The following is a 20989-nucleotide window of genomic DNA, read 5'->3' as shown; positions in this document are numbered from 1 at the left end:
CTTTAATTAGGTGCTTTTTCTTGCTTAATTTCTGAATCAGTTAAATAGATATTGAGAATATGGTCAATAATATCAGGATAATTTTCTCATTCTCCTTTATTTAGAATTAATGAAGTTGCTCATAATACTTTATGATTATTAAATTTACCATTATAAGCACCATAATTAGGATCTGCTGATCCATCTTTGAATTCAACAATATCGTTATTAGGATAATCTAATATCATTTCAAAGCAATCATCATTATCAGTATGTTCTTCAAAATGATTAGTTCAATTTTTATTATAATGAATTCTAATCATATTGATTTTTTTATATTCTTTTAATTTCATAATTTCGCTTAATTTTTTATTTCAATTTTTAAGCATTAACTAATTCCCCCTTAGTTTTATTATTTAATTATTTGTTCCCTTTTATTTATTATGATTATTTATTATATATGTTATTAAATTTAATTTACATTAAATTGATAATTTAAATTAGAAAATAAAGATTTTTCTGAAGATAGTAATTGCTTATAGTTTTGTTATAATTTAATTAAATCATGATTAATTAAGGGTTATGGCAAAAAGAAGGGTAGTGTAAAAAATGAAATTAATGTTAACAAGTTTAGCAATTACTAGTTTAGGTTTATCATCAATCGCTTCCTTACCAAAAAGCGAAATTGCTGTTGAAAAACAAACCATTTTTTCAGGAACAAAACAAGCTAATGTAACAATTCAAGAAAACATTAGTGATGCTATAAAGGGCAAATCACAACAAACTAGTGTCGAAACATCTAGTACTTTTGAATGAAGTGATATTCAAATTAATAAAACCATGCTTTCAAAAATGGATTTTACAAGGTCTTGAATAAGATTATATATAAATTATTGATATGCAGATAATTCAGGGATTGGAAATTCAGGTGTTTTTAATTCAACGGAAGATTTGGTAGTAACAGATTTAAATGCTAAAAAAGAAGGTTACTATGAAAATGAACGATATCATAGTGGAGACAATAGATTATCAGATCATGAATGAGCATGGAATGTCACAGTTACTGAAGCAGGCATTTTTCTTTGAGATTGAATTTGAGTTTGAGCAAATGGCAATGTATCAAATCGAGCATTTTCAGCAGCAGGTATATCTATTAATTCATTTGAATATCATTTTGAATTTTTGACTTAACTTTAATTAAATTGATAATTTTATATAAAAGAAACATCTAATTAAAGATGTTTCTTTTATATTTTTTATAGTCACCCAGTTTCAGAACTTTCAGTAGTTATTTCATTATTTTCTTCATTTACTTTAATTTCTACTGGATTTTCTTTAATTCCTAATTCTAATTTTAATTTGATATTTGATAATTTAAAATATTTTATAAGCTGATTTACTAATTTAATGATTTGTATTATTAATACAAATCCAATAATAGTACTAACAATAATAATTAATAAAATCATGATTGTAATTAATATGTTCATTTATCTTTACTCCTTATAATAAGTTTTATTTAGATTTATTATATATTTCATTTAGAGTTATCTCAAATAATTTTGTCAATCGTTGATAACCTTTTAGAATATTCTTTTTTTATTTAATGAAATTAAATCTTGTTATTTAAGTTAATCTTATTTATAATTTATTTGTTATTTATATAAAAAGGATTTTGAAATATTAAAGAGAAACTATTCAGTAGCACGAAAGGAGTGCTACTATGGCAAAAAGATTTTTTAGTGTGCCAAGCAATGATAATTTTCAGGCTTCTGCAGAGTTTCTAGAACATAAACAAGCATGAATTATTTGACCAGAAAGAACTGATAACTGACGAATGGGTGCTAAACCAATTCAAAAACTTATTGTTTCAATCGCTAATACTTTAATTAAATATGAAAATATCACCGTTATAGTTAGTAAGCATCAATTTCAAAATGCTCGCAGTCAATTAAACGAGAAAATCAAAGTAGTTGAGATAACAACTAATGATAGTTTGCTTCGTGACTTTGGTCCTTTGTTTTTAGTTAATCCTGAAACAAAAGAAATTCGTGGTTTAAAAGCTAGTTTTAATGCTTGAGGTGGCAGCACCTATGGTCTTTACTATCCGTGACATGACGATGATATGTTAAGTTATAAACTTTTTGAATTAGAAAATATTAATTATTATGAATTACCAATCATTTTAGAATGAGGAATGATTTTATTAGATGGTAATGGAACTTGTTTTGCTAGTGAAGAAGGGATTTTATCAGAAATTCGTAATCCTAATTTGACAAAAGAACAAGCTGAAGATTATTTAAAACAATATTTAAATGTTGTTCAAGTAATTTGATTGCCATTTGGTTTACCTTTTGATTTAACAAAAGGTCGGTTAAATAATTTATTAACCTTAGTAGATGAAACAACAATTTTATTAAGTTGAACTGATAATAGTTACGATGACCGTTATCAAGTTGTACTTGAAACAGAAAAAATTTTAAAAAAAGCACTTAATGCTTACGGACAAAGATATAAAATTTTAAAAGTTTTATTACCAAAAATTGCAAATCGAACTGAAAAAGAAACAGAAATGATTGATTATAATGTTAATCATAGTCCAAATTCTTTTGATCAAGTTTTAACTGGTAGTTATACAAATTTATATTTAACTAATAAAGCAGTTTTAGTTCCAACTTTTAATGATAAAGAATCAGAAGAACAAGCATTGAATGTTTTATCAAAAGTGTTTCCTGACAGAAGAATTATTTTAATTAACACACGAGAATTAATTCTTGGTCATGCTAATCTTCATAGTATTATTTGCCATCAAAATAAATATACATAAAAAGCAAAAAAATCATAAATAAAGTTAGTTTTTTTTGAAAATTATTTATGGTTTTTTCTTTTTCAGGTGTATAATTTAGAAAAATATGAAACGGGGCCTTTATATGGAAAAAAATGAAAAAAAATTAATTGAATTACCAAAGACTAATGCTTTTATTCGTTGATTATTAATTTCGTCATTATTATTAGTTTGTGTAACTTTAATTGTTAGTTGATTACTGTGATTTAATCTTAATCATGCTCGTGATACTCTTGAAAAGTTTCTAAGTTTTTTACAAAATGATTTATTTGTTCTTGGTTTTTGAGGATTTAGTGCAATTATTTTTACTTTCGCCGGTCTTGCATTATCTTTTTCTTTACCATTAATTTTTATTAAACATAAAAATACTACTAATAATATTTTTTCTTTCTTAAATTTAATTTTAACAATGGGAATTTTTGGATTTGGATTATTTGCTAACCTTTATATTATTAAAAAACATGTTTTAATTGGTGATATTTCCTTCTTTGCCAAAGAAAATTTAATTGTTGTTATTCCATTTTATTTAATAATGTTATTCTCATTAATTGGGATTATTGCTAGTTTAGTTAATTTAATTTTTGTTAGCAATAAAGTAAAAATTAAAGAAGAAAAAAAAGTAGCAAAAGAATTAATTAAACCAGTTCAAATTGCTGCTAATACTAATTTAAAATCTCAACCTATTGTTGAAAATAAGATTGTAAGTCCTAGTACTAATAATTTAGTTCCTAAAACTTTAGCAACAATTAGAGTAATTGTGCCAGCTTCAAGTATTAAGAACACTAAAGAAATAACAGATAATATTAAAATTTATCAAAATGAAGAAAATGTTAATTTAGATTTTAACATTAGTGAATAATTGAATGAATGATATTGAACACTTATTTATCAATTTAGCTCTTGATCAAGAGCTAAATTTTATTAATTATTTTTCACATTTTAAAAAAGAATTTTCAAAATTAAAAAATGACTATCATTTAGCAGTTAAAACAATTTATATTGCAACAAATGATAGTATTTTTTTAACTAATGAACAATTAAGAGAATTTTTGACTTTAATTAATTCAATTATTGGTAGTGATTTAATTGAATATAGTTTTGAGATTGGTTATCAAACTTTAAAAAACGAACAATTAGAACTTTTAAAAAGATTTAAAATTAACCGTTTAATTTGAAAAATTAGAACTTTTAATAATAATTTATTAAAAGGTGTTAATCAAAGTTTTAATGCTAATGAAATTTTGTCATTAATTAATACTAGTTTAGAACTTGGTTTCAATAATTTTTCTTGTGACTTTGAAGATAATCTTAAATCACAAACAGAAAGAGATATTATTAATGATTTAAATATTGCTTGATCATTAAATGCTCCTCATATTAGTTATCAAAGTCATAATGATGTTCATAATTTAAATAATAAAAAATTAATAAATAATTTTTTAAGTAAATATCACTATAATAATTATGAATTTTTTAGTTTCGCATTAAGTAATAATTATTATTCACAACAAACTTTAGCTTATTTACAGTTGAAAAATTGATATGGTTTAGGTCCAAATGCCGGTAGTTTTTTTATTATAAAAGATAAAATAATGACAATTAATAATACTAATGAAATTAATTGAAAAAAAATCAAGCAAACTTTAAATAAAAATCAGTATTATCAATTATTAATTATTCAAGGTCTAATGTTAAAAACTGGTTTAGTTTTAGAAAATGATAATTTATTAGCTTTTAATAGTTTTTCAAAAATACTTAATAAATTAATTAAAGCTAATAAATTAATAATTGAAAACAATGCTTTACAAGCAACAAATCAAGGGTGAAACTTGTTAAACGATATTTTGCTTGCTATCATAAATGTATAGGTTTTATGAAAGAGGATAGAAATATGAGTTCTATTGCAAGAAAAGCAAAAGATTTTAAACAAACAATAAAAATTGATGAACAATTATTGAAAGATAAATATTTTCCAGCAGCAATTGAAAAAATTAAAGCAATTGTTAGTATTCCATCATATTCTGGGACTAAAACAAAGGATGCTCCTTATGGTCAAGGAGTTAAACAAGTATTACATTATGCCCTTGATTTAGCTAAATCATTAGGATTTAAAATTTATTGTGATTCAAATAATAAATATGGTTATGTTGAGTATGGTCAAGGTCAAGAAATCTTTGCAATTTTGGGTCATTTAGATGTTGTACCGCCTGGTAACCTTGAAGAATGAGAAATACCACCATTTCAACCGAAAATTATTAATGATATTTTATATGGTCGTGGTGTTTTAGATGATAAAGGACCAACAATTATTGTTTTATATTGTTTAAAATACTTAAAAGATCATAATTATCAACCAAAAAGACGAATTAGACTAATCTTTGGTTTGACTGAAGAAACAACTTGAGATTCAATTAAAACTTATATGACAAAAGAAGGAACACCTAACTTTGGTTTTACACCAGATGGTTTATTTCCTTTAACTTATGCTGAAAAAGGCATTATTAATCTTGATATTGTTGGTGCTGGTAATAAAAAAATCAAAGTTAATGGTGGTGAAGCCTATAATGTTACTTGTTCAACTTGTACAACAGAGAATATTAATTTAGATAAGTTTTATCAACTTGCTCAAACAAAAGGTTATCGTGTTGAAAAACAAAATCAACAAATAATTATTCATGGAAAATCTGCTCATGGTTCAAAACCAAAAGATGGCATTAATGCTGGTTTAAGAACTTTATTAATTTTAAAAGCATTAGGTTATGACCATCCATTAATTAATTTTGTTAGTGATGTTTTACAAGAAGATACTGCTTTAACAAAATATTTTGGTCAATATGATGATGAATCAGGTAGTTTTACGATTAATGTTGGGATTGTAATAATTAATGAAAATATTTCAAAATTAGGATGTAATATTAGATTTCCCGTTCATACAAAGCAAGAAGTGATTTTAAATAAAATCAAAGAATTATTAATACCTTATCATTTAACAGTTGAAGTTAAAAAATATGATAAAGCATTGTATATCCCAATTGATTCACCACTAGTTACTGCTTTAATGGGTATTTATCAAACAGTAACTAAAGATAAAACAGCAAAACCAATTGCCATTGGTGGTGGAACTTATGCTCGATCAATGCCTAATTGTGTTGCATTTGGTGCAATTTTTGATGATAGCATTTCAACTGAGCACCAATATAATGAAGCAATTAGTTTGAAAGATTTATGACAAGCAATGTTAATTTATCTTCAAACAATTGCTACTTTAGGTAGTTTAAATCATGTTTAGTATTATTAAAAATTTTGTGATTAATATTAATTTAAAGAAAAATAAAATGACTGCAAGTGATTTCTATCAATTAGAAATGACAAAGGCAATGAAGATTGAAAGTAAAATTCAAAAAATAGCACGACAATGTAACGATTGTAAAAATGCGATTGAAAAATCAAGAAGTCATTTAAAAATTCAAATTTCCAACTTAACTGCTGAAACTAATAAAATATGTAATAGTTTTTTATTAAGTAATAGTAATGATACTGAAGAATTAACAATGATTAATGTAAATAATTTTAAAACTGGTAAATTATTATGAAAAGCAATAGAAACTGTTAAATTTTGTCAAAGACATAGTAAAAAAGAAGATAAAATCAGAGAATTAACTAAAAAAGTTTTGTTAATTGAAGCAAGAGCAAAATTACAAGAATTTGAAGAAAATAAAACTCAAATCAAGAAATAGTTTTATAAAACTATTTTTTCTTTGTTTAATTTTATTAAAATGTAATAAAGAAAAAATATTATTAGTTATAATATAATAAAATGTAGAAATATAAAAAATAACTAAAATGTTTGAAATGGAGTTTTTAATGTCTAAAAGCTCGAAAAATTTATTTCGTGATTATAGTTGAAAAAAGTTTTTTTTAGCAATAAAAAGTTTCTTTAAAATTGTTTTTGTTGGTAAAACTAGACCTCGACAATTGTTTAATTTATATCTTTATACTTTATTAGTAGCAACAATTTTACTAATGAGTCCTTGAGCAACGGTAAAAGGTCATTGAAATTTTCTCCAAGCATTATTTACTGCATCTAGTGCTTTTTCTGATACTGGTTTAAATGTTAAAAGTACTGCTAATGATTTTACTTTTTTTGGACAGTTAGTAATTTTATTATTAATTAAATTTGGTGGAATTGGTTTAATTACTGTTAAACTGTTTTTATTGTCTTTATTTAATATTACTCGTAATTCTAACTTGAAAGAACGATTATTAATTCAAGGGGAAAGAGGAGCACCAAAATTAGGTAATAACATTGATGTTTTAAAATTTGGAATCCTTGTCATGACAATTACTGAATTTCTTGGCACTATTGCTTTAACATTACATTTTTTCTTTGTTCGTAATAGTGAAGTTCATTATGGTGTTAATGGTACTATGGTTTATCATGGTAATTTTTGATTGTCATTATGAGCTGGCGTTTTCCATTCAATTTCTGGTGTTAATAATGCTGGTTTTGATATTATTGGTCGTAATTCTTTAATTCCATTTCAAGGTGATTATTTTGTCCAATGAGTATTTATGATTCAATTAGTAATTGGAGGGATTGGTTTTCCAGTTTTTTATGATATATATAGTTATTTTAAAGCAAAAGTACATCATAAAAGATTTCGTTTTAGTTTATTTACTAAAGTAACTGTTGCAACATATTTCATTGTTGCTTTGCTTGGTTTAGGTTCTGTTATCTTAGTTGAACTTGTTTCACCCAAAGATTCAGAGTCAATTTGAGGCAATATGAGTAATGGCCGAGCAATGATGGCAATTATCTTTAATACGATGTCAACGAGAAGTTCTGGATTTTATACAATTGATTTAAATCGTTTCCATTCTACTTCACAAACTGTTCAAGCAATTATGATGTGAATTGGTGGTTCACCTGCTTCAACTGTTGGGGGGATTAGAACAACAACCTTAGCAATTATTATTGTTTCAATTTTTAGTCTTGCTCGTGGTCGTGATAGTGTTAATATGTTCAAGCGGAAGATTCCTTCACAAAAAGTAAAAATGGCTTTTGCTGTTGCTTTTCTTGGTACTTTTATGATGTTCTTTATCACATTAGTAATTTTATTTGAAAATGTTATTATGAATCGTAATGAAGATATTGGTTTTCTCCAGGCATTTTATGATGCGGCTAGTGCTTTTGGAACGACAGGATTAACGTTATTTGATAATGCTCGGTTAGGTGTTGTTAGCAAGCTCTTTTTAATTGTTTCAATGTTTGCAGGACAATTAGGTGTATCAACGACATTATTAGCTTGAAGTGATCGTAAGCGAAAGGTTACTGTTAAAAGAGTTGCAGAAGATATATTAATTGGATAGTAGGTGCTTTATGATTCTTCTTGATGGAAAAAAAATTAGTCAAAAAATTAAAATAAATGTTAAAAATAATGTTAATCAATTAATTAAAGCAAAAAAACGAGTACCACAATTAGTAGTTATTATTGTTGGTGATGATTATGCTTCACATATTTATGTAAAAAATAAAATTAAAGCATGTGAAGAGTGTGGTATTAAAGGTCAAGTAATTAACTTTGCTGAAACAATTAGTCAAGCAGAAGTTATTGAAACGATTGAAAAGTTAAATCAAAATTCAACAATTGATGGTATATTAGTACAATTACCACTAGCAAAACATTTAAATGAATTTACAATTTTAAATAAGATTGCTGTAAACAAAGATGTTGATGGTTTGACTAGTATTAATGCTGGAAAATTATTACAAGGTAATAATAATGCAATTGTTCCTTGTACTGTCAAGGGGATTATTGCTTTATTAGATGCTTATAATTTATCAGTTCGTAGTAAAGATATTGTGATTGTTAATAATAGTAATATTGTTGGTAAACCATTAGCGATGTTATTATCTAATCTTGGAGCAACTGTTACTATCGCTAATAAAATGACAAATGATTTATCATTATATTTAAAAACTGCTGATATTATTGTTAGTGCTGCTGGCGTTCATGATCTTTTTGATGCCAAAATGGTTAAAGAAGGTGTTGTTATTATTGATGTTGCAATTAATACTAATAAAAATCAAAAACTTGTTGGTGATGTTGATTTCCAAGCAATGAAAGCTAAAACTAAAGCAATCACTCCTGTTCCTGGTGGTGTTGGACCAATGACAATTGCGATGTTATTAGAAAATTTAATGATTTTATATCATCAAAAAAGTCTTATTACTAGTTAATAAGACTTTTAATTTATTAATAAATATTTAATGATTATTTTTAAATACTTATTGAAAATTTTAACAAATACTTTTATAATAAATAAGGTTTAATAAATGCCTGCTTAGCTCAGTTGGTTAGAGCGTTCGGCTGTTAACCGAGAGGTCGTAGGTTCAAATCCTACAGCAGGCGCCATTAATTAATAGATTTTTTTCACTACGGCTCGGTGGTGAAGCGGTTAACACGTCGGACTTTCTATCCGATACGCGCGGGTTCGAATCCCGTCCGAGTCACCATATAGTTATTAACAATCAAGTATTAATACTTGTTTTTTAATTTTTTGCCTCGTTAGCTCAATTGGTTAGAGCATCAGACTCTTAATCTGGGGGTTATAGGTTCGAGTCCTATACGGGGCACCATTGACACATGCGGGATTGGCGGAATTGGTAGACGCACCAGACTTAGGATCTGGCGCTTCACGGCGTGAGGGTTCGAGTCCCTTGTCCCGCACCATTTGATAAACTTAGATTTAGTCTAAGTTTTTTTATTAAAAAATAGTTTTATAATATATTAGGATATTTTTAATGAGGTGGGTCGAGTGACTTATGGCAATTTTTTCACTCTTTCCTTTTACTCTAAAAAAGTTTATAATTATTATAGATAAAATATAAGGACTATGAATTAATGAATAAAGATATGCATCTAATTAGAGCAGTAGAAATGGCAGCAATTGCAGCTTATAAATATATTGGCAGTAAAGACAAAAATGCTGTTGATTTAGCAGCAGTGGAAGCATTACAAATAATGTTAAATTCTGCGCCAATGAGAACAACAGTAGTGATTGGTGAAGGTGAATTAGATCAAGCACCAATGTTATATGTTGGACAAAAGTTAGGAAATAAATCTGTTAAAGAAACATTTGATCTTGCTGTTGATCCTGTCGAAGGAACTTATCCAGCAGCCTATAATATTGCCGGTAGTATTGCTTGTTTAGCAGCTGCTAAACCAGGGACAATTTTGCCTTTACCAGAAATGTATATGGAAAAACTATTTGTTAATCAAGATTTAGCAGATGTAATTGATTTAAGCAAAGGATTAGACTGAAATATTAAACAAATGCAAAAAGAAAAGTCTTATCGTGATTTGATTGCAATTGTTTTAGATAAACCAAGGAATGAAACAGCAATTAATTTATTACGAAAATCAGGAGTAATTGTTCGATTAATAGGTGATGGTGATGTTTTAGCAGCAATTGATGTTGTTAATCGTGAAGCAGATTTTGTTTATGGCATTGGTGGTGCACCTGAAGGTCTTTTAATGGCTGCTTTAGCAATTAGTTGTTCAGGAAATATGGAATCACGATTGCTTGCTTATGATGAAATTTGACCAAATGAACCTGAAACTCAAACAAGAATGACAATTGAAACTAAAGCATTAGCAAAATATCATTTACATTACAATCAATCCTTAACAAGTAATGATTTAATTAAAGATAAAGAAGTACGCTTCATTGCAACTGGTTTAACAGCTGGTGGTAGTTTAAAACCAATTAAATACCAACATGGAATTTATAATCTTAATAGTTTTTTTTCATCACATGGTATTTATCGTAATATGCAAGTAACATATAGTATTGAACAAATTAAAAAATTACGACCAGAGATTAAAACTGTCATTGATAATTATCAGAGAGATTATCATAAACAAAAATAAGTATAAGATTTTAGATATAGTGTAAAATTAATATCAGAGAAAACTAATAAGGAGAAACAAATGAGTAAAATTATTACAGTTAATAAAGTTGAAGAATTAAATAAAATTCTTAAAGCAAACAAATATGCTATTGTTGATTTTTATGCTGACTGATGTCCACCATGTAAAGCTTTAGCACCAATTTTTGAGGACTTATCAAAAGAAGTAGATGATGTAACATTTATTAAAATTAATGTTGATCATAGTGAAGAACTAAAAGATAAATTTAAAATTAGTTCAATTCCAACTTTAATTTATTTTAAAGATGATCAAGAAGCTACTAAAACTTTTGGATTTGTTCCAAAACCAACTTTATTAAGTCATTTAAACAATTTAAAAAAATAAATCAAAACTAAAAATTAAGGAGTTTATTATATGGCAATTAAATTAATTGCACTTGATTTAGATGGAACTTTATTAAAATCAAAAAGAAAGATTCATCCAAAAAATTTGGCAATGGTTCATCGTGTATATCAAGAAAAACCAGAGATTAAAATTGTTATTGCTACTGGTCGTGCTCCACTTTCAACAATTAAACATGCAAAAAAATGTTTAATAAATCCAAAAACACCAGGTCAAGTCATTTGTTATAATGGTGGTAATATTATTGATTTTATTGATGATAAACAAAAATTATTATTTGAATCAGTTTTATTACCAAGTCAAACAAAAGTAATATTAGAATTTGCCAGAAAAAATAATTTAAGATTTTGAGCTTATGGTACCGACAATAAAACAGCTTATGTTGATCGCTACTCTCTTAGAGGATATATTTTAGAACATTTTCAAAAATTAAAAGTCAAAAAAATATCTGAAAATCAAATTGTTTCTTTTTATAAAGTTTTATTTTTTTGTAAAAGTAAAAAACAATTAGCAGAAATGTTAAAAAAAATGGCAAAGTATCAAGATTTAGAAGTAGCATCATCATCACATTTATTAATTGAAGTTACTCCGGTGGGAATTAATAAAGCTAATGGTTTAAAATTTCTTGCTGAAAAATGAAATATTAAACCTGAAGAAATTCTTGCTTGTGGTGATAGTATGAATGATTATAAAATGCTTCAGTGAGTTAAGTATGGCATTGCTATGAAAAATGCTAATCCAGAATTAAAAACAGTTGCTTATGAAGTTACAAGCAAAACAAATAAAAAAGCTGGTGTTGCTCAAGCAATTGAAAAATATGTCTTTTCTAGTTAAAAGAATTAAAAAAAATGAACATTTAAAACTGTTCATTTTTTTTATTTTATTTTATTTTTTCTCTCCAATAATGATTTCACATTGAAGTTTAGAAAATGCTATTCTTATTTGTTGATCATTATTTGTTACAACATAACCTTCAATAGTTATGCCGTTGGTTGTATGTCAATCATAGTAATCACTTGCTAATTGTTCATCATTTGGAGCTTCACCATTATTACCCATTCATTGTTTGTCAATAACAATATCTTTTAATTTTAATTTATAACCTAAAGTAGTAACAAGTTTAATAAAAGATTTTTTTAATGCTTGAGCATAAGTACTTTTATCAGTTCCGTCGCCTTTAGTTGTTCCTGATGGAATTTGTAAAATTAAAATTTCTTTTTTTGATAAATCTCAGACAATACTTTCAAAATTATTTTCATCAATAATATTAACAAAACTTACTGTAATAGTACCAGTATATTTACCATCTGCTTTAGCATTAATTGTTAAAGAACCATTAGTTGTTTCAGTTGGAGCAATAAACGAACTAAAGTCATACTGAAGATAATTATTTAAATTTGATAAATTGGTATTTGCTTTTAAAAATGCTTCAAATGCTTGATTAGCATTTGTAATACCTGCTTTTGAAATTACAATGTCAAGGTTAAGCTTACTTAAATTTATTTTATTTAATGAATGATGGTTTGCATTAACCCCATAATAAACCCCTAAACCTGTTCCTGCGCCAATTACCATAATTCCTAAGACACTAGCATAAATTTTTCAGTTTTTAGATACTTTTTTCGTTGTTTGCTCTGCTTCTAAAAGCACTTCATTTTTTATATCTGACATAGTCTTTTTCTCCTTATCAATTGTTTAACATTTTTCATTAAGTAATATAACACAAATATAATTTTTTTCTACTATTTTGCTTTTAAATTACTTGATATGTTTTAACTCATAATAAAAATTCTAAAAATAGATTTATATCAGCAGTGATTTTTTGACTTTTGAATTGTTGCACTATTTCTAAATTGGAGATTTTTTAATATATCTTGTAATTTATATTGATTAACATTAACTGTTAGATTGGTTTCTTTTTTGTCATTGAACCATAGTTATATAATTAATCTTGGTGTTAGTTATTTTTAAATAAAATCTTTAGTAATTTTTTTTGTTAATCCTTGATTAATAAAATTTAGACAATAGCTAATTCTCAAACACTAGTTTTTGTACCAGCATAAATCTTTTTGTCAATAATTATTAATGAATATACTGAAGTATTTATTTCATACTTATTTTTTATTTCATGTTTTACTAAGTCAAGTTCATAAATATTACCATTTACTGTTGAAACATATAATTCTTTATTTGAACCTTCAACTAAAGCGAATATTTCTCCATCTTCTAAATTAATTATTTCTGATAGTTCATTAGTATTTAGATCAAACTGATAAACTTTATCTTTTGATGTTAAAACTAGTTTATTAGCTTCAATTTCTTTCATATCTAAAATAGCATTATCTGTGCCATTATCAAATAGGTTTTTGTTTGTTTGAGTTTCTAAATCAATTTCTCATATTTTTCCTTCAGTTGTTCCAGCATATAACTTACCATTTTCAGATTGAAGTAAACCATTTACATTGCCCCAATCTGCAAGACGATATTTATAGGTTTGATTTGTTTCTAAGTTAAGTTCATAAACATTACCAATCCCAGTTCCAGCATACAACTTACCATTGTTTCCTTCAATTAATACTGTAGTATCATAATTATCACCATAGTCTTTAAATTTTAATACTGTAGAATCACTTTCTAAATCAATTTCTCAAACATCGTTATTAGTTGTTCCCGCATACAACTTACCATTTGAAGCTTGGATTAAAGTATTTACATTACCATCATTCAATTCAAATTTTTTATTAGTTTTATTATCGCTTAAATTAATTTCTCAAACATTGCCATTAGTTGTTCCAAGATATAATTTATCATTTGAAGCTTGAATTAAACTATTTACATTACCATCGTTTAACTCAAATTTATCATTAATTTCAGCTTCAGCAACTGTAATTGTTAAGTTTGTTGTTTGATTTGTAATATTATCGTAATTGTAATTAATTTTTGCATTAATAGTTCCAACATGTTCAAAATTTTCATTTGTTAATCCGGTATTATCTTCATTAAAAATGCCATTTAAAGTAAAGTTATCTGCTTTGTATGCTTTTTTAATTTCACCAGTTAATTTTGTGTCAATAAATTCAGTTACGATTGTTGCTTTTAATTCAGCAATTGAACTTTTAAAATTAACTTTTTCTGTATATTGAATTTGATTAATTGCTGTAACAATTTCTTGACTAGTTATTTCAAGATGAGTAATAGTTACTTCAATGCTTCCTGTGTATTTACTATTTGTTATAGCATTAATAATTAATGAACCATCAGTTGTTTCAGTTGGTGCTACGAATGTTCCAATTTCAAGGTTATCTTTTAAGTCGCTAATAGTTGAATTTGCGTCTAAAAAAGCATTAAATGCTATGTTACCTGTTTCATCATTTTGGATTGCTTCTGTTCCTGTAAGATTTATGTTAAGTTCTAAATCACTTAGTTTTGTTTGTCCAATGGCATTAATTTTAACTGTGACATTGCCAGTATATTTGCTATCTTTAATGGCATTAATAATTAATGAACCATCAGTTGTATAAGTTGGTTTCGTAAATGTTCCAGCTTCAACATATTTTGCAATTGTTGGATTATAGTAAGTAAATATTCCAAATACACTTTCTATGTTCATATTTTCTGTACCAGGAATTGTTGGAAACTTAAGATCAAGAGTACTTAAATTTTTTTGTCCGATTGCACTAATAGTTAATGTAATACTTCCTGTATATTTTTTACTATTTTCTTTTACAGTAATAGTTAATGCACCATCATTTGTATAAGTTGGTTTTGTAAAGTTACTAATTTCAACATTATCTTGTTTTAAAGTAATTTTTGAATTAGATACAAATGCTTGAAATACATCTTCTTCTGTCATGTCTTCTCTACCTGAAATAACATTATTAAGAGTGTTTAAGTTTATTGGAGTTGTTTGTTGATTATGAGAAGTACTTAATCCTACTCCTAAACCAACACCTAATCCAATTACGATAATTCCCAATGCTACAGCATAAAGTTTTCAATTTTTATATAGTTTTTTCTTTTTTTGTTGTTCTTCTCACATAAATTCATTTTTTAATAAATTTTCAGCCATGTTTTTCTCCCTGTCAATTGTTTAATATTTGCTTTAATTTTCTACCATATTTTATCACGGGGGGGGGGGCAAAGCATATTTTTTGAAGATTTTTCGTTTTTTTAAATTAATTAATTGTTATCTAATTAACTTTTCTTTGTTAAAATAAATTTAAAATTAAATAAATTCAATTTATTTTGATTAAGCAGGGGTAGCAAGTGCTTGAGAAATACCCTTAGAACCTGATTTAGTTAATCCTAACGGAGGAAGTCTTAATTAGTTTTAGACTTCTTTAGCATTTTAAAAATAAAGGAGTTTTTAATGACTAAAGAAATTATTACAAATTCTAATCAAAAATATCTTTGATTAAAAATTACTAGTATTTTTAATATAATACTTTTTACAAGTTTATTTTTTACAGTAACCATTATTAATAATCAAACACTAAATAATATTTTTAATATTAATCAAACTAGTAATAATTGAACATTTTTTGCTTTAAAAATTTTTTTATTATTAATTCTAACTTTAATTATCATTATTGCTAGTTTATGAACAATGATTAGTTTTCAAAAGGATTGAATTTTAGCAATTAATGATAATTTTTTTCTTAGTTTATTGTTAGTATTTTCAACATTGAATTTTTATGGTAGTTGATTTGTAATTAACAACTGCTATCAAAATAAAAATTTTACTTTGAAAGCAAAAAATTATTTTGCTAATTTTAAAAGAAATCTAGGAATTAAAAAGTGATTAACGATTGATTATGTTTTGATTGCTTTTTTTTGTGCTTTAACAATTATTTTTAGTTTTATTGAAGAAAATTTATTACCACATTTACCTTTTGGTGGTGGTTTAGGAATTAAATATCTACCTTTAATTTTAATTAGTTTTTTAATTTCATTTTTACATGGCTGATTAACTGGTTTTATTAGCGCTTTAATGACATTATTATTTATTCCAGCAAGTAATATTATTAGTCCTTGAAGTTTTATTTTAGATTACTTTTTACCGATGACTATCCCAGCGATTGTTGCTTTTTTTCCTTCTCCTTTTAATGGTAAAAAATCTCTTTTTACTTATCTTACTTATTTTTATCATTGTTTTTTAGTTTTATTATTAATATATTTTTGTCAATTTTTATCAGGTTATTTTTTATGAACAACATTTTTTCCTAATAATATTTGAACTGGTTATAGTGCGATTTGATATGCTTTAATTTATAACTTTATTAATATTTTTCTTTTTACTTATCCAGTCATTCAACTATTAACTCCAATTCTTTATCGTAGTTTAAAGAGATATTATTTGTAAATTAATTAAAAACTACTCTGTAGTTATTAGATTGTAAGTGTCAGGAAAATGCTTGCTTAAAGCACTTAAAATTTGCTTCAGATCGATTTTTGAAAAAATAAAAAATAGTGATATATGAATTTCTCATTATCACTATTTTTATAAGTAATTAAATTGATTAATAAAGTTTAGACAATAGCTAATTCTCAAACACTAGTTTTTGTACCAGCATAAATCTTTTTGTCAATAATTATTAATGAATATACTGAAGTATTTATTTCATACTTATTTTTTATTTCATGTTTTACTAAGTCAAGTTCATAAATATTACCATTTACTGTTGAAACATATAATTCTTTATTTGAACCTTCAACTAAAGCGAATATTTCTCCATCTTCTAAATTAATTATTTCTGATAGTTCATTAGTATTTAGATCAAACTGATAAACTTTATCTTTTGATGTTAAAACTAGTTTATTAGCTTCAATTTCTTTCATATCTAAAATAGCATTATCTCTGCCATTATCAACTAGGATTTTATTTGTTTGAGTTTCTAAATCAATTTCTCATATTTTTCCTTCAGTTGTTCCAGCATACAACTTACCATTTTCAGATTGAAGTAAACCGTTTACATTGCCTCAATCTTCAAGACGATATTTATAGATTTGATTTGTTTCTAAGTCAAGTTCATAAACATTACCAATCCCAGTTCCAGCATACAACTTACCATTGTTTCCTTCAATTAATACTGTAGTATCATAATTATCACCATAGTCTTTAAATTTTAATACTGTAGAATCATTTTCTAAATCAATTTCTCAAACATCATTTTTAATTGTTCCCGCATACAACTTACCATTTGAAGCTTGGATTAAAGTATTTACATTACCATCATTCAATTCAAATTTTTTATTAGCTTTATTATCGCTTAAATTAATTTCTCAAACATTGCCATTAGTTGTTCCAAGATATAATTTATCATTTGAAGCTTGGATTAAAGTATTTATATTACCATCGTTTAATTCAAATTTATCATTAATTTCAGCTTCAGCAACTGTAATTGTTAAGTTTGTTGTTTGATTTGTAATATTATCGTAATTGTAATTAATTTTTGCATTAATAGTTCCAACATGTTCAAAATTTTCATTTGTTAATCCGGTATTATCTTCATTAAAAATGTCATTTAAAGTAAAGTTATCTGCTTTGTATGCTTTTTTAATTTCACCAGTTAATTTTGTGTCAATAAATTCAGTTACGATTGTTGCTTTTAATTCAGCAATTGAACTTTTAAAATTAACTTTTTCTGTATATTGAATTTGATTAATTGCTGTAACAATTTCTTGACTAGTTATTTCAAGATGAGTAATAGTTACTTCAATGCTTCCTGTGTATTTACTATTTGTTTTAGCAGTAATAGTTAATAAACCTGTACTTGTATAAGTTGGTTTAATAAATGTTAAATCAACACTATCTCTTAAATCAGTAAGATTTTTATTTTTATTATTATCTAAAAAAGCATTAAATGCATCTGCTTCTGACATATTTTCACTACCAGTAATGGCTTCTGTGTTAAGATCATTTAAAACTGTTTTAGATATCTCAGAGTGATTGGCAGTTCCAAAATAAATTCCTAATCCTGTAGCAGCACCAATTAAGATGATTGCTAATGCCGTAGCGTAAAGTTTTCAATTTTTGTATAGTTTTTTCTTTTTTTGTTCTGTAATATTTTTTTTCATAATTTTAATACATACCTCTAATTAGGTTAATAATTTTTAAATTTTATTTAATTAACAAAGTATTTGTTTTTCATTAAAAAAAGTTCAAATTGAGAACTTTTAATTAATTATTAAATTTGTTAATTCATAATTTAATTATATCAGAAAATTTTATCATTTCAACACTCTTTTTAGGAAATTTAAAAATTTTACCAATTTATTCTTATTCTTCAATTTTAGTAAAAATTACTTTTTATTTAAAACCAAAAAAAATAATTTATGATATGATTTTTATAGAAATAACTAAGGAGTAATAATGAGTTATCCCTATAAAGACATTGAAAAAAAGTGACAAAAATATTGAGAAGATAAAAAGACTTTTATTACTAATCTTGATAATCATCACAAGCCAAAAACTTACTTATTAGATATGTTTCCATATCCATCGGGTGATGGTTTACATGTTGGTCATCCCAAGGGTTATTGTGCAACTGATATTATTGCTCGAACTAAAATGATGCAAGGTTATCAAGTATTACATCCAATTGGTTGAGATGCTTTTGGTTTACCAGCAGAACAATATGCTTTAAAAACTGGTAATAATCCAGCTACTTTTACTAAACAAAACATTGATAATTTTCGTAAACAATTAAAGAAAATTGGTTTTTCTTTTGATTATACTAAAGAAGTTAATACAACTGATCCTGAATATTATCGCTGAACGCAATGAATTTTTATTAAGTTATACCAACAAGGTTTAGCTAGTTTAGAAGATGTTGAAGTAAATTTTGCTCCTGAATTAGGAACAGTATTAGCAAATGAAGAAGTATTAAATCTTAATGGCAAGATGGTTTCCGAACGAGGTCACCATCCTGTAATTAAAAAACCAATGCGACAATGAGTATTAAAAATTACTCACTATGCTGAAAAGTTATTACAAGGTTTAGATAATCTTGACTGACCAAATTCAGTGAAAGAATTACAAAGAAACTGAATTGGCAAGCGTGAAGGTGCTGTTGTTAATTTTCAAGTGGCAAATCAAAGTCAAACGATTAAAGTTTTTACATCACAAATTGATACAATTTTTGGTGTTAGTTTTCTTGTTATTAGTCCCGAACATTATTTAGTGCCACATTTGTTAACAGAAGTATATTGAGATGCTGGCCAAAAGTATATTCTTGAGACAAAAAGTAAAACTAACTTAATGCGACAAGAAGATAACACTTTAAAAACTGGTATCTTTACCGGTAGTTATGCAATTCATCCTTTAACTAAAGCACAAATTCCAATTTGAATTGGTGATTATGTTTTAAATAGTTATGGTACTGGAGCAATTATGGCTGTTCCTTGTGGTGATCAAAGAGATTTTCTTTTTGCAAAAAATCATAAATTACCCATTCCATGAATTTTTGCAACAAAAGATCATACAAAAGCATTTATTGGAGCAAAAGTATATATTAATTCTGACTTTCTTAATAAAAAAAGTGAAGCAAATGCTAAACAAATTGTCTTAGAAAAATTAGAAAAACTAAATATTGCGCAACCAAAAACTAATTATAAATTACGAGACTGATTATTTTCGCGTCAACGCTATTGAGGCGAACCATTTCCAATTATTTATTGAGACGATAATACTATTACTACTTTAGATGAAAAAGAACTACCATTAATATTACCAAAAATTGATAATATTAAACCTTCAAAAACTGGTTTAGCACCACTTGCTAATGCTAATCAATCGTGATTACAAGTAACAAGAAAAGATGGTGTTAAAGGTCGAAGAGAAATTAATACAATGCCACAATGAGCTGGTAGTTGTTGATATTATTTAGCTTATCTATTAAAAAATAATCAGGGCGATTATTATGATTTTGATAGTGCTATTGCTAAAAAGCGTTTTAAATATTGATTACCAGTTGATTTATATATTGGTGGCCAAGAGCATGCAGTATTACATTTGTTATATGCTCGTTTTTGACACTTAGTATTATATGATTTAAAGTTAGTGCCTAAGCCAGAACCATTTGCAAAATTAGTTAATCAAGGTATGATTTTGGGACCAAATAATGAAAAAATGTCAAAATCAAGAGGTAATGTTATCAATCCTGATGTGATTATTAACCAATATGGGGCTGATACTTTAAGAGTTTATGAAATGTTTATGGGACCAATTACTGCTTCATTACCTTGACAAGAAAATGGTTTAGTTGGAATTCATAAATTTTTAACACGAATCTATCGTTTATATACTGATAAAGATTATCAAATAAAAGTTATTAAAGAAAATGATCATATTCTTGATTATATTTATCATCAAACTGTTGCTAAAGTAACGAGTGATATTGCTAATTTAGATTTTAATACGGCAATTTCGCAATTAATGATTTTTATTAATCATTGCTATAAAGCAACAAAAATTTATCATGAATATTTGACCAATTTTTTAAAATTGTTAAATCCTTTTGCTCCACATTTGAGTGAAGAATTATGATTTTTATTAGGTAATAAAAATAGTATTAGTAATAGTGATTGACCAAAATATGATAAAAAAGCTTTAATTACTGAACAAGTTAATCTTGCAGTTCAAATTAATGGTAAAACAAAATTAATTTTGACAGTAGATAATAACTTAACAAGTGAAGAAACTTTAAAAATTGTTGAAAAAAACGAAAAAGTCAAAAATATTTTAGCAAATAAAAAAATAATTAAGAAAATTTGTGTTGTTAATAAAATTGTCAATTTTGTTATCAAGTAAACTATTGGAGAAAAGATA

The 20989-nt window shown here is 25.8% G+C and carries 18 protein-coding genes, 4 tRNA genes and 1 riboswitch; of the genes, 17 read left to right on the top strand and 5 right to left on the bottom strand.

What is annotated here, in order from left to right:
- Positions 1–2: 2 nt before the first annotated feature.
- The gene (locus LT335_RS03925; RefSeq protein WP_249728792.1) at positions 3–368 is read right to left on the bottom strand and encodes a hypothetical protein; all 366 of its coding nucleotides are present in this window, start codon (positions 366–368) and stop codon (positions 3–5) included.
- A gap of 220 nt (positions 369–588) precedes the next feature.
- Between LT335_RS03925 and LT335_RS03920 the strand changes: the two genes are divergently transcribed.
- Complete coding sequence (locus tag LT335_RS03920) at positions 589–1170, top strand: hypothetical protein (protein ID WP_249728791.1); 582 nt, start codon at positions 589–591, stop codon at positions 1168–1170.
- A 65-nt stretch (positions 1171–1235) separates the two neighbouring features.
- Here the strand turns inward: LT335_RS03920 and LT335_RS03915 are convergent, their stop codons facing one another.
- Entirely contained in the window at positions 1236–1469 is a 234-nt protein-coding gene (locus LT335_RS03915) for a hypothetical protein (RefSeq protein ID WP_249728790.1), read from the bottom strand.
- A gap of 233 nt (positions 1470–1702) precedes the next feature.
- Between LT335_RS03915 and LT335_RS03910 the strand changes: the two genes are divergently transcribed.
- The 14 genes from LT335_RS03910 (at position 1703) to LT335_RS03845 (ending at position 11994) form a co-directional block, all read left to right on the top strand.
- On the top strand, positions 1703–2806 hold the full coding sequence (locus LT335_RS03910; RefSeq protein ID WP_249728789.1) for an agmatine deiminase family protein: 1104 nt from the start codon (positions 1703–1705) through the stop codon (positions 2804–2806).
- A gap of 103 nt (positions 2807–2909) precedes the next feature.
- Complete coding sequence (locus LT335_RS03905) at positions 2910–3683, top strand: hypothetical protein (RefSeq protein WP_249728788.1); 774 nt, start codon at positions 2910–2912, stop codon at positions 3681–3683.
- Positions 3684–3687: 4 nt separating this feature from the next.
- A complete protein-coding gene (locus LT335_RS03900) occupies positions 3688–4692 on the top strand; it encodes a hypothetical protein (protein ID WP_249728787.1) in 1005 nt (334 codons plus the stop codon).
- 23 nt (positions 4693–4715) lie between these two features.
- Positions 4716–6113: a Sapep family Mn(2+)-dependent dipeptidase gene (locus LT335_RS03895; RefSeq protein ID WP_249728786.1), complete on the top strand. Its 1398-nt coding sequence runs from the start codon at positions 4716–4718 to the stop codon at positions 6111–6113.
- Positions 6106–6561 (top strand): hypothetical protein, encoded by a 456-nt coding sequence (locus LT335_RS03890; protein ID WP_249728785.1) that lies wholly within the window; start codon positions 6106–6108, stop codon positions 6559–6561. Before LT335_RS03895 ends, LT335_RS03890 begins: the two co-directional genes overlap by 8 nt.
- 127 nt (positions 6562–6688) lie before the next feature.
- On the top strand, positions 6689–8194 hold the full coding sequence (locus LT335_RS03885) for a TrkH family potassium uptake protein (protein WP_249728784.1): 1506 nt from the start codon (positions 6689–6691) through the stop codon (positions 8192–8194).
- A gap of 10 nt (positions 8195–8204) precedes the next feature.
- Entirely contained in the window at positions 8205–9065 is an 861-nt protein-coding gene (locus tag LT335_RS03880; protein WP_249728783.1) for a bifunctional 5,10-methylenetetrahydrofolate dehydrogenase/5,10-methenyltetrahydrofolate cyclohydrolase, read from the top strand.
- 98 nt (positions 9066–9163) lie between these two features.
- A tRNA-Asn gene (locus tag LT335_RS03875) sits at positions 9164–9240 on the top strand.
- A 25-nt stretch (positions 9241–9265) separates the two neighbouring features.
- Positions 9266–9341: transfer RNA gene (locus LT335_RS03870), tRNA-Glu, on the top strand.
- 46 nt (positions 9342–9387) lie between these two features.
- Positions 9388–9464: transfer RNA gene (locus LT335_RS03865), tRNA-Lys, on the top strand.
- 9 nt (positions 9465–9473) lie between these two features.
- Positions 9474–9558: transfer RNA gene (locus LT335_RS03860), tRNA-Leu, on the top strand.
- Positions 9559–9729: 171 nt separating this feature from the next.
- On the top strand, positions 9730–10758 hold the full coding sequence (locus LT335_RS03855) for a fructose-bisphosphatase class II family protein (RefSeq protein WP_249728782.1): 1029 nt from the start codon (positions 9730–9732) through the stop codon (positions 10756–10758).
- A 60-nt stretch (positions 10759–10818) separates the two neighbouring features.
- Complete coding sequence (gene trxA, locus LT335_RS03850; protein ID WP_249728781.1) at positions 10819–11142, top strand: thioredoxin; 324 nt, start codon at positions 10819–10821, stop codon at positions 11140–11142.
- 30 nt (positions 11143–11172) lie between these two features.
- Positions 11173–11994 carry a Cof-type HAD-IIB family hydrolase gene (locus tag LT335_RS03845; protein WP_249728780.1) on the top strand — a complete coding sequence of 274 codons (822 nt, stop codon included), beginning with the start codon at positions 11173–11175 and terminating at the stop codon, positions 11992–11994.
- Positions 11995–12045: 51 nt separating this feature from the next.
- Here the strand turns inward: LT335_RS03845 and LT335_RS03840 are convergent, their stop codons facing one another.
- Together LT335_RS03840 and LT335_RS03835 are read right to left on the bottom strand one after the other, a co-directional pair.
- Positions 12046–12831 carry a hypothetical protein gene (locus tag LT335_RS03840; RefSeq protein WP_249728779.1) on the bottom strand — a complete coding sequence of 262 codons (786 nt, stop codon included), beginning with the start codon at positions 12829–12831 and terminating at the stop codon, positions 12046–12048.
- Between the two features lie 346 nt (positions 12832–13177).
- Positions 13178–15229, bottom strand: a complete 2052-nt coding sequence (locus LT335_RS03835; RefSeq protein WP_249728778.1) for a ligand-binding sensor domain-containing protein — start codon at positions 15227–15229, stop codon at positions 13178–13180.
- Positions 15230–15405: 176 nt separating this feature from the next.
- Positions 15406–15495: riboswitch (TPP riboswitch) on the top strand.
- 34 nt (positions 15496–15529) lie between these two features.
- On the opposite strand from LT335_RS03835, the gene LT335_RS03830 reads away from it, so the two are divergent.
- Positions 15530–16522, top strand: coding sequence for an energy-coupled thiamine transporter ThiT (locus tag LT335_RS03830; protein ID WP_249728777.1), 993 nt, complete (start codon positions 15530–15532; stop codon positions 16520–16522).
- A gap of 167 nt (positions 16523–16689) precedes the next feature.
- On the opposite strand, the gene LT335_RS03825 is transcribed toward LT335_RS03830, so the two are convergent.
- On the bottom strand, positions 16690–18237 hold the full coding sequence (locus LT335_RS03825; RefSeq protein WP_249728776.1) for a ligand-binding sensor domain-containing protein: 1548 nt from the start codon (positions 18235–18237) through the stop codon (positions 16690–16692).
- Positions 18238–18532: 295 nt separating this feature from the next.
- Between LT335_RS03825 and leuS the strand changes: the two genes are divergently transcribed.
- Positions 18533–20971 (top strand): leucine--tRNA ligase, encoded by a 2439-nt coding sequence (gene leuS / locus LT335_RS03820; RefSeq protein ID WP_249728775.1) that lies wholly within the window; start codon positions 18533–18535, stop codon positions 20969–20971.
- Positions 20972–20989: the final 18 nt, after the last annotated feature.

It is taken from the genome of Spiroplasma attinicola (assembly GCF_023509825.1).
Lineage (GTDB): Bacteria > Bacillota_I > Bacilli_A > Mycoplasmatales > VBWQ01 > Spiroplasma_D > Spiroplasma_D attinicola.
This window is presented reverse-complemented; position numbering and strand designations above follow the sequence as displayed.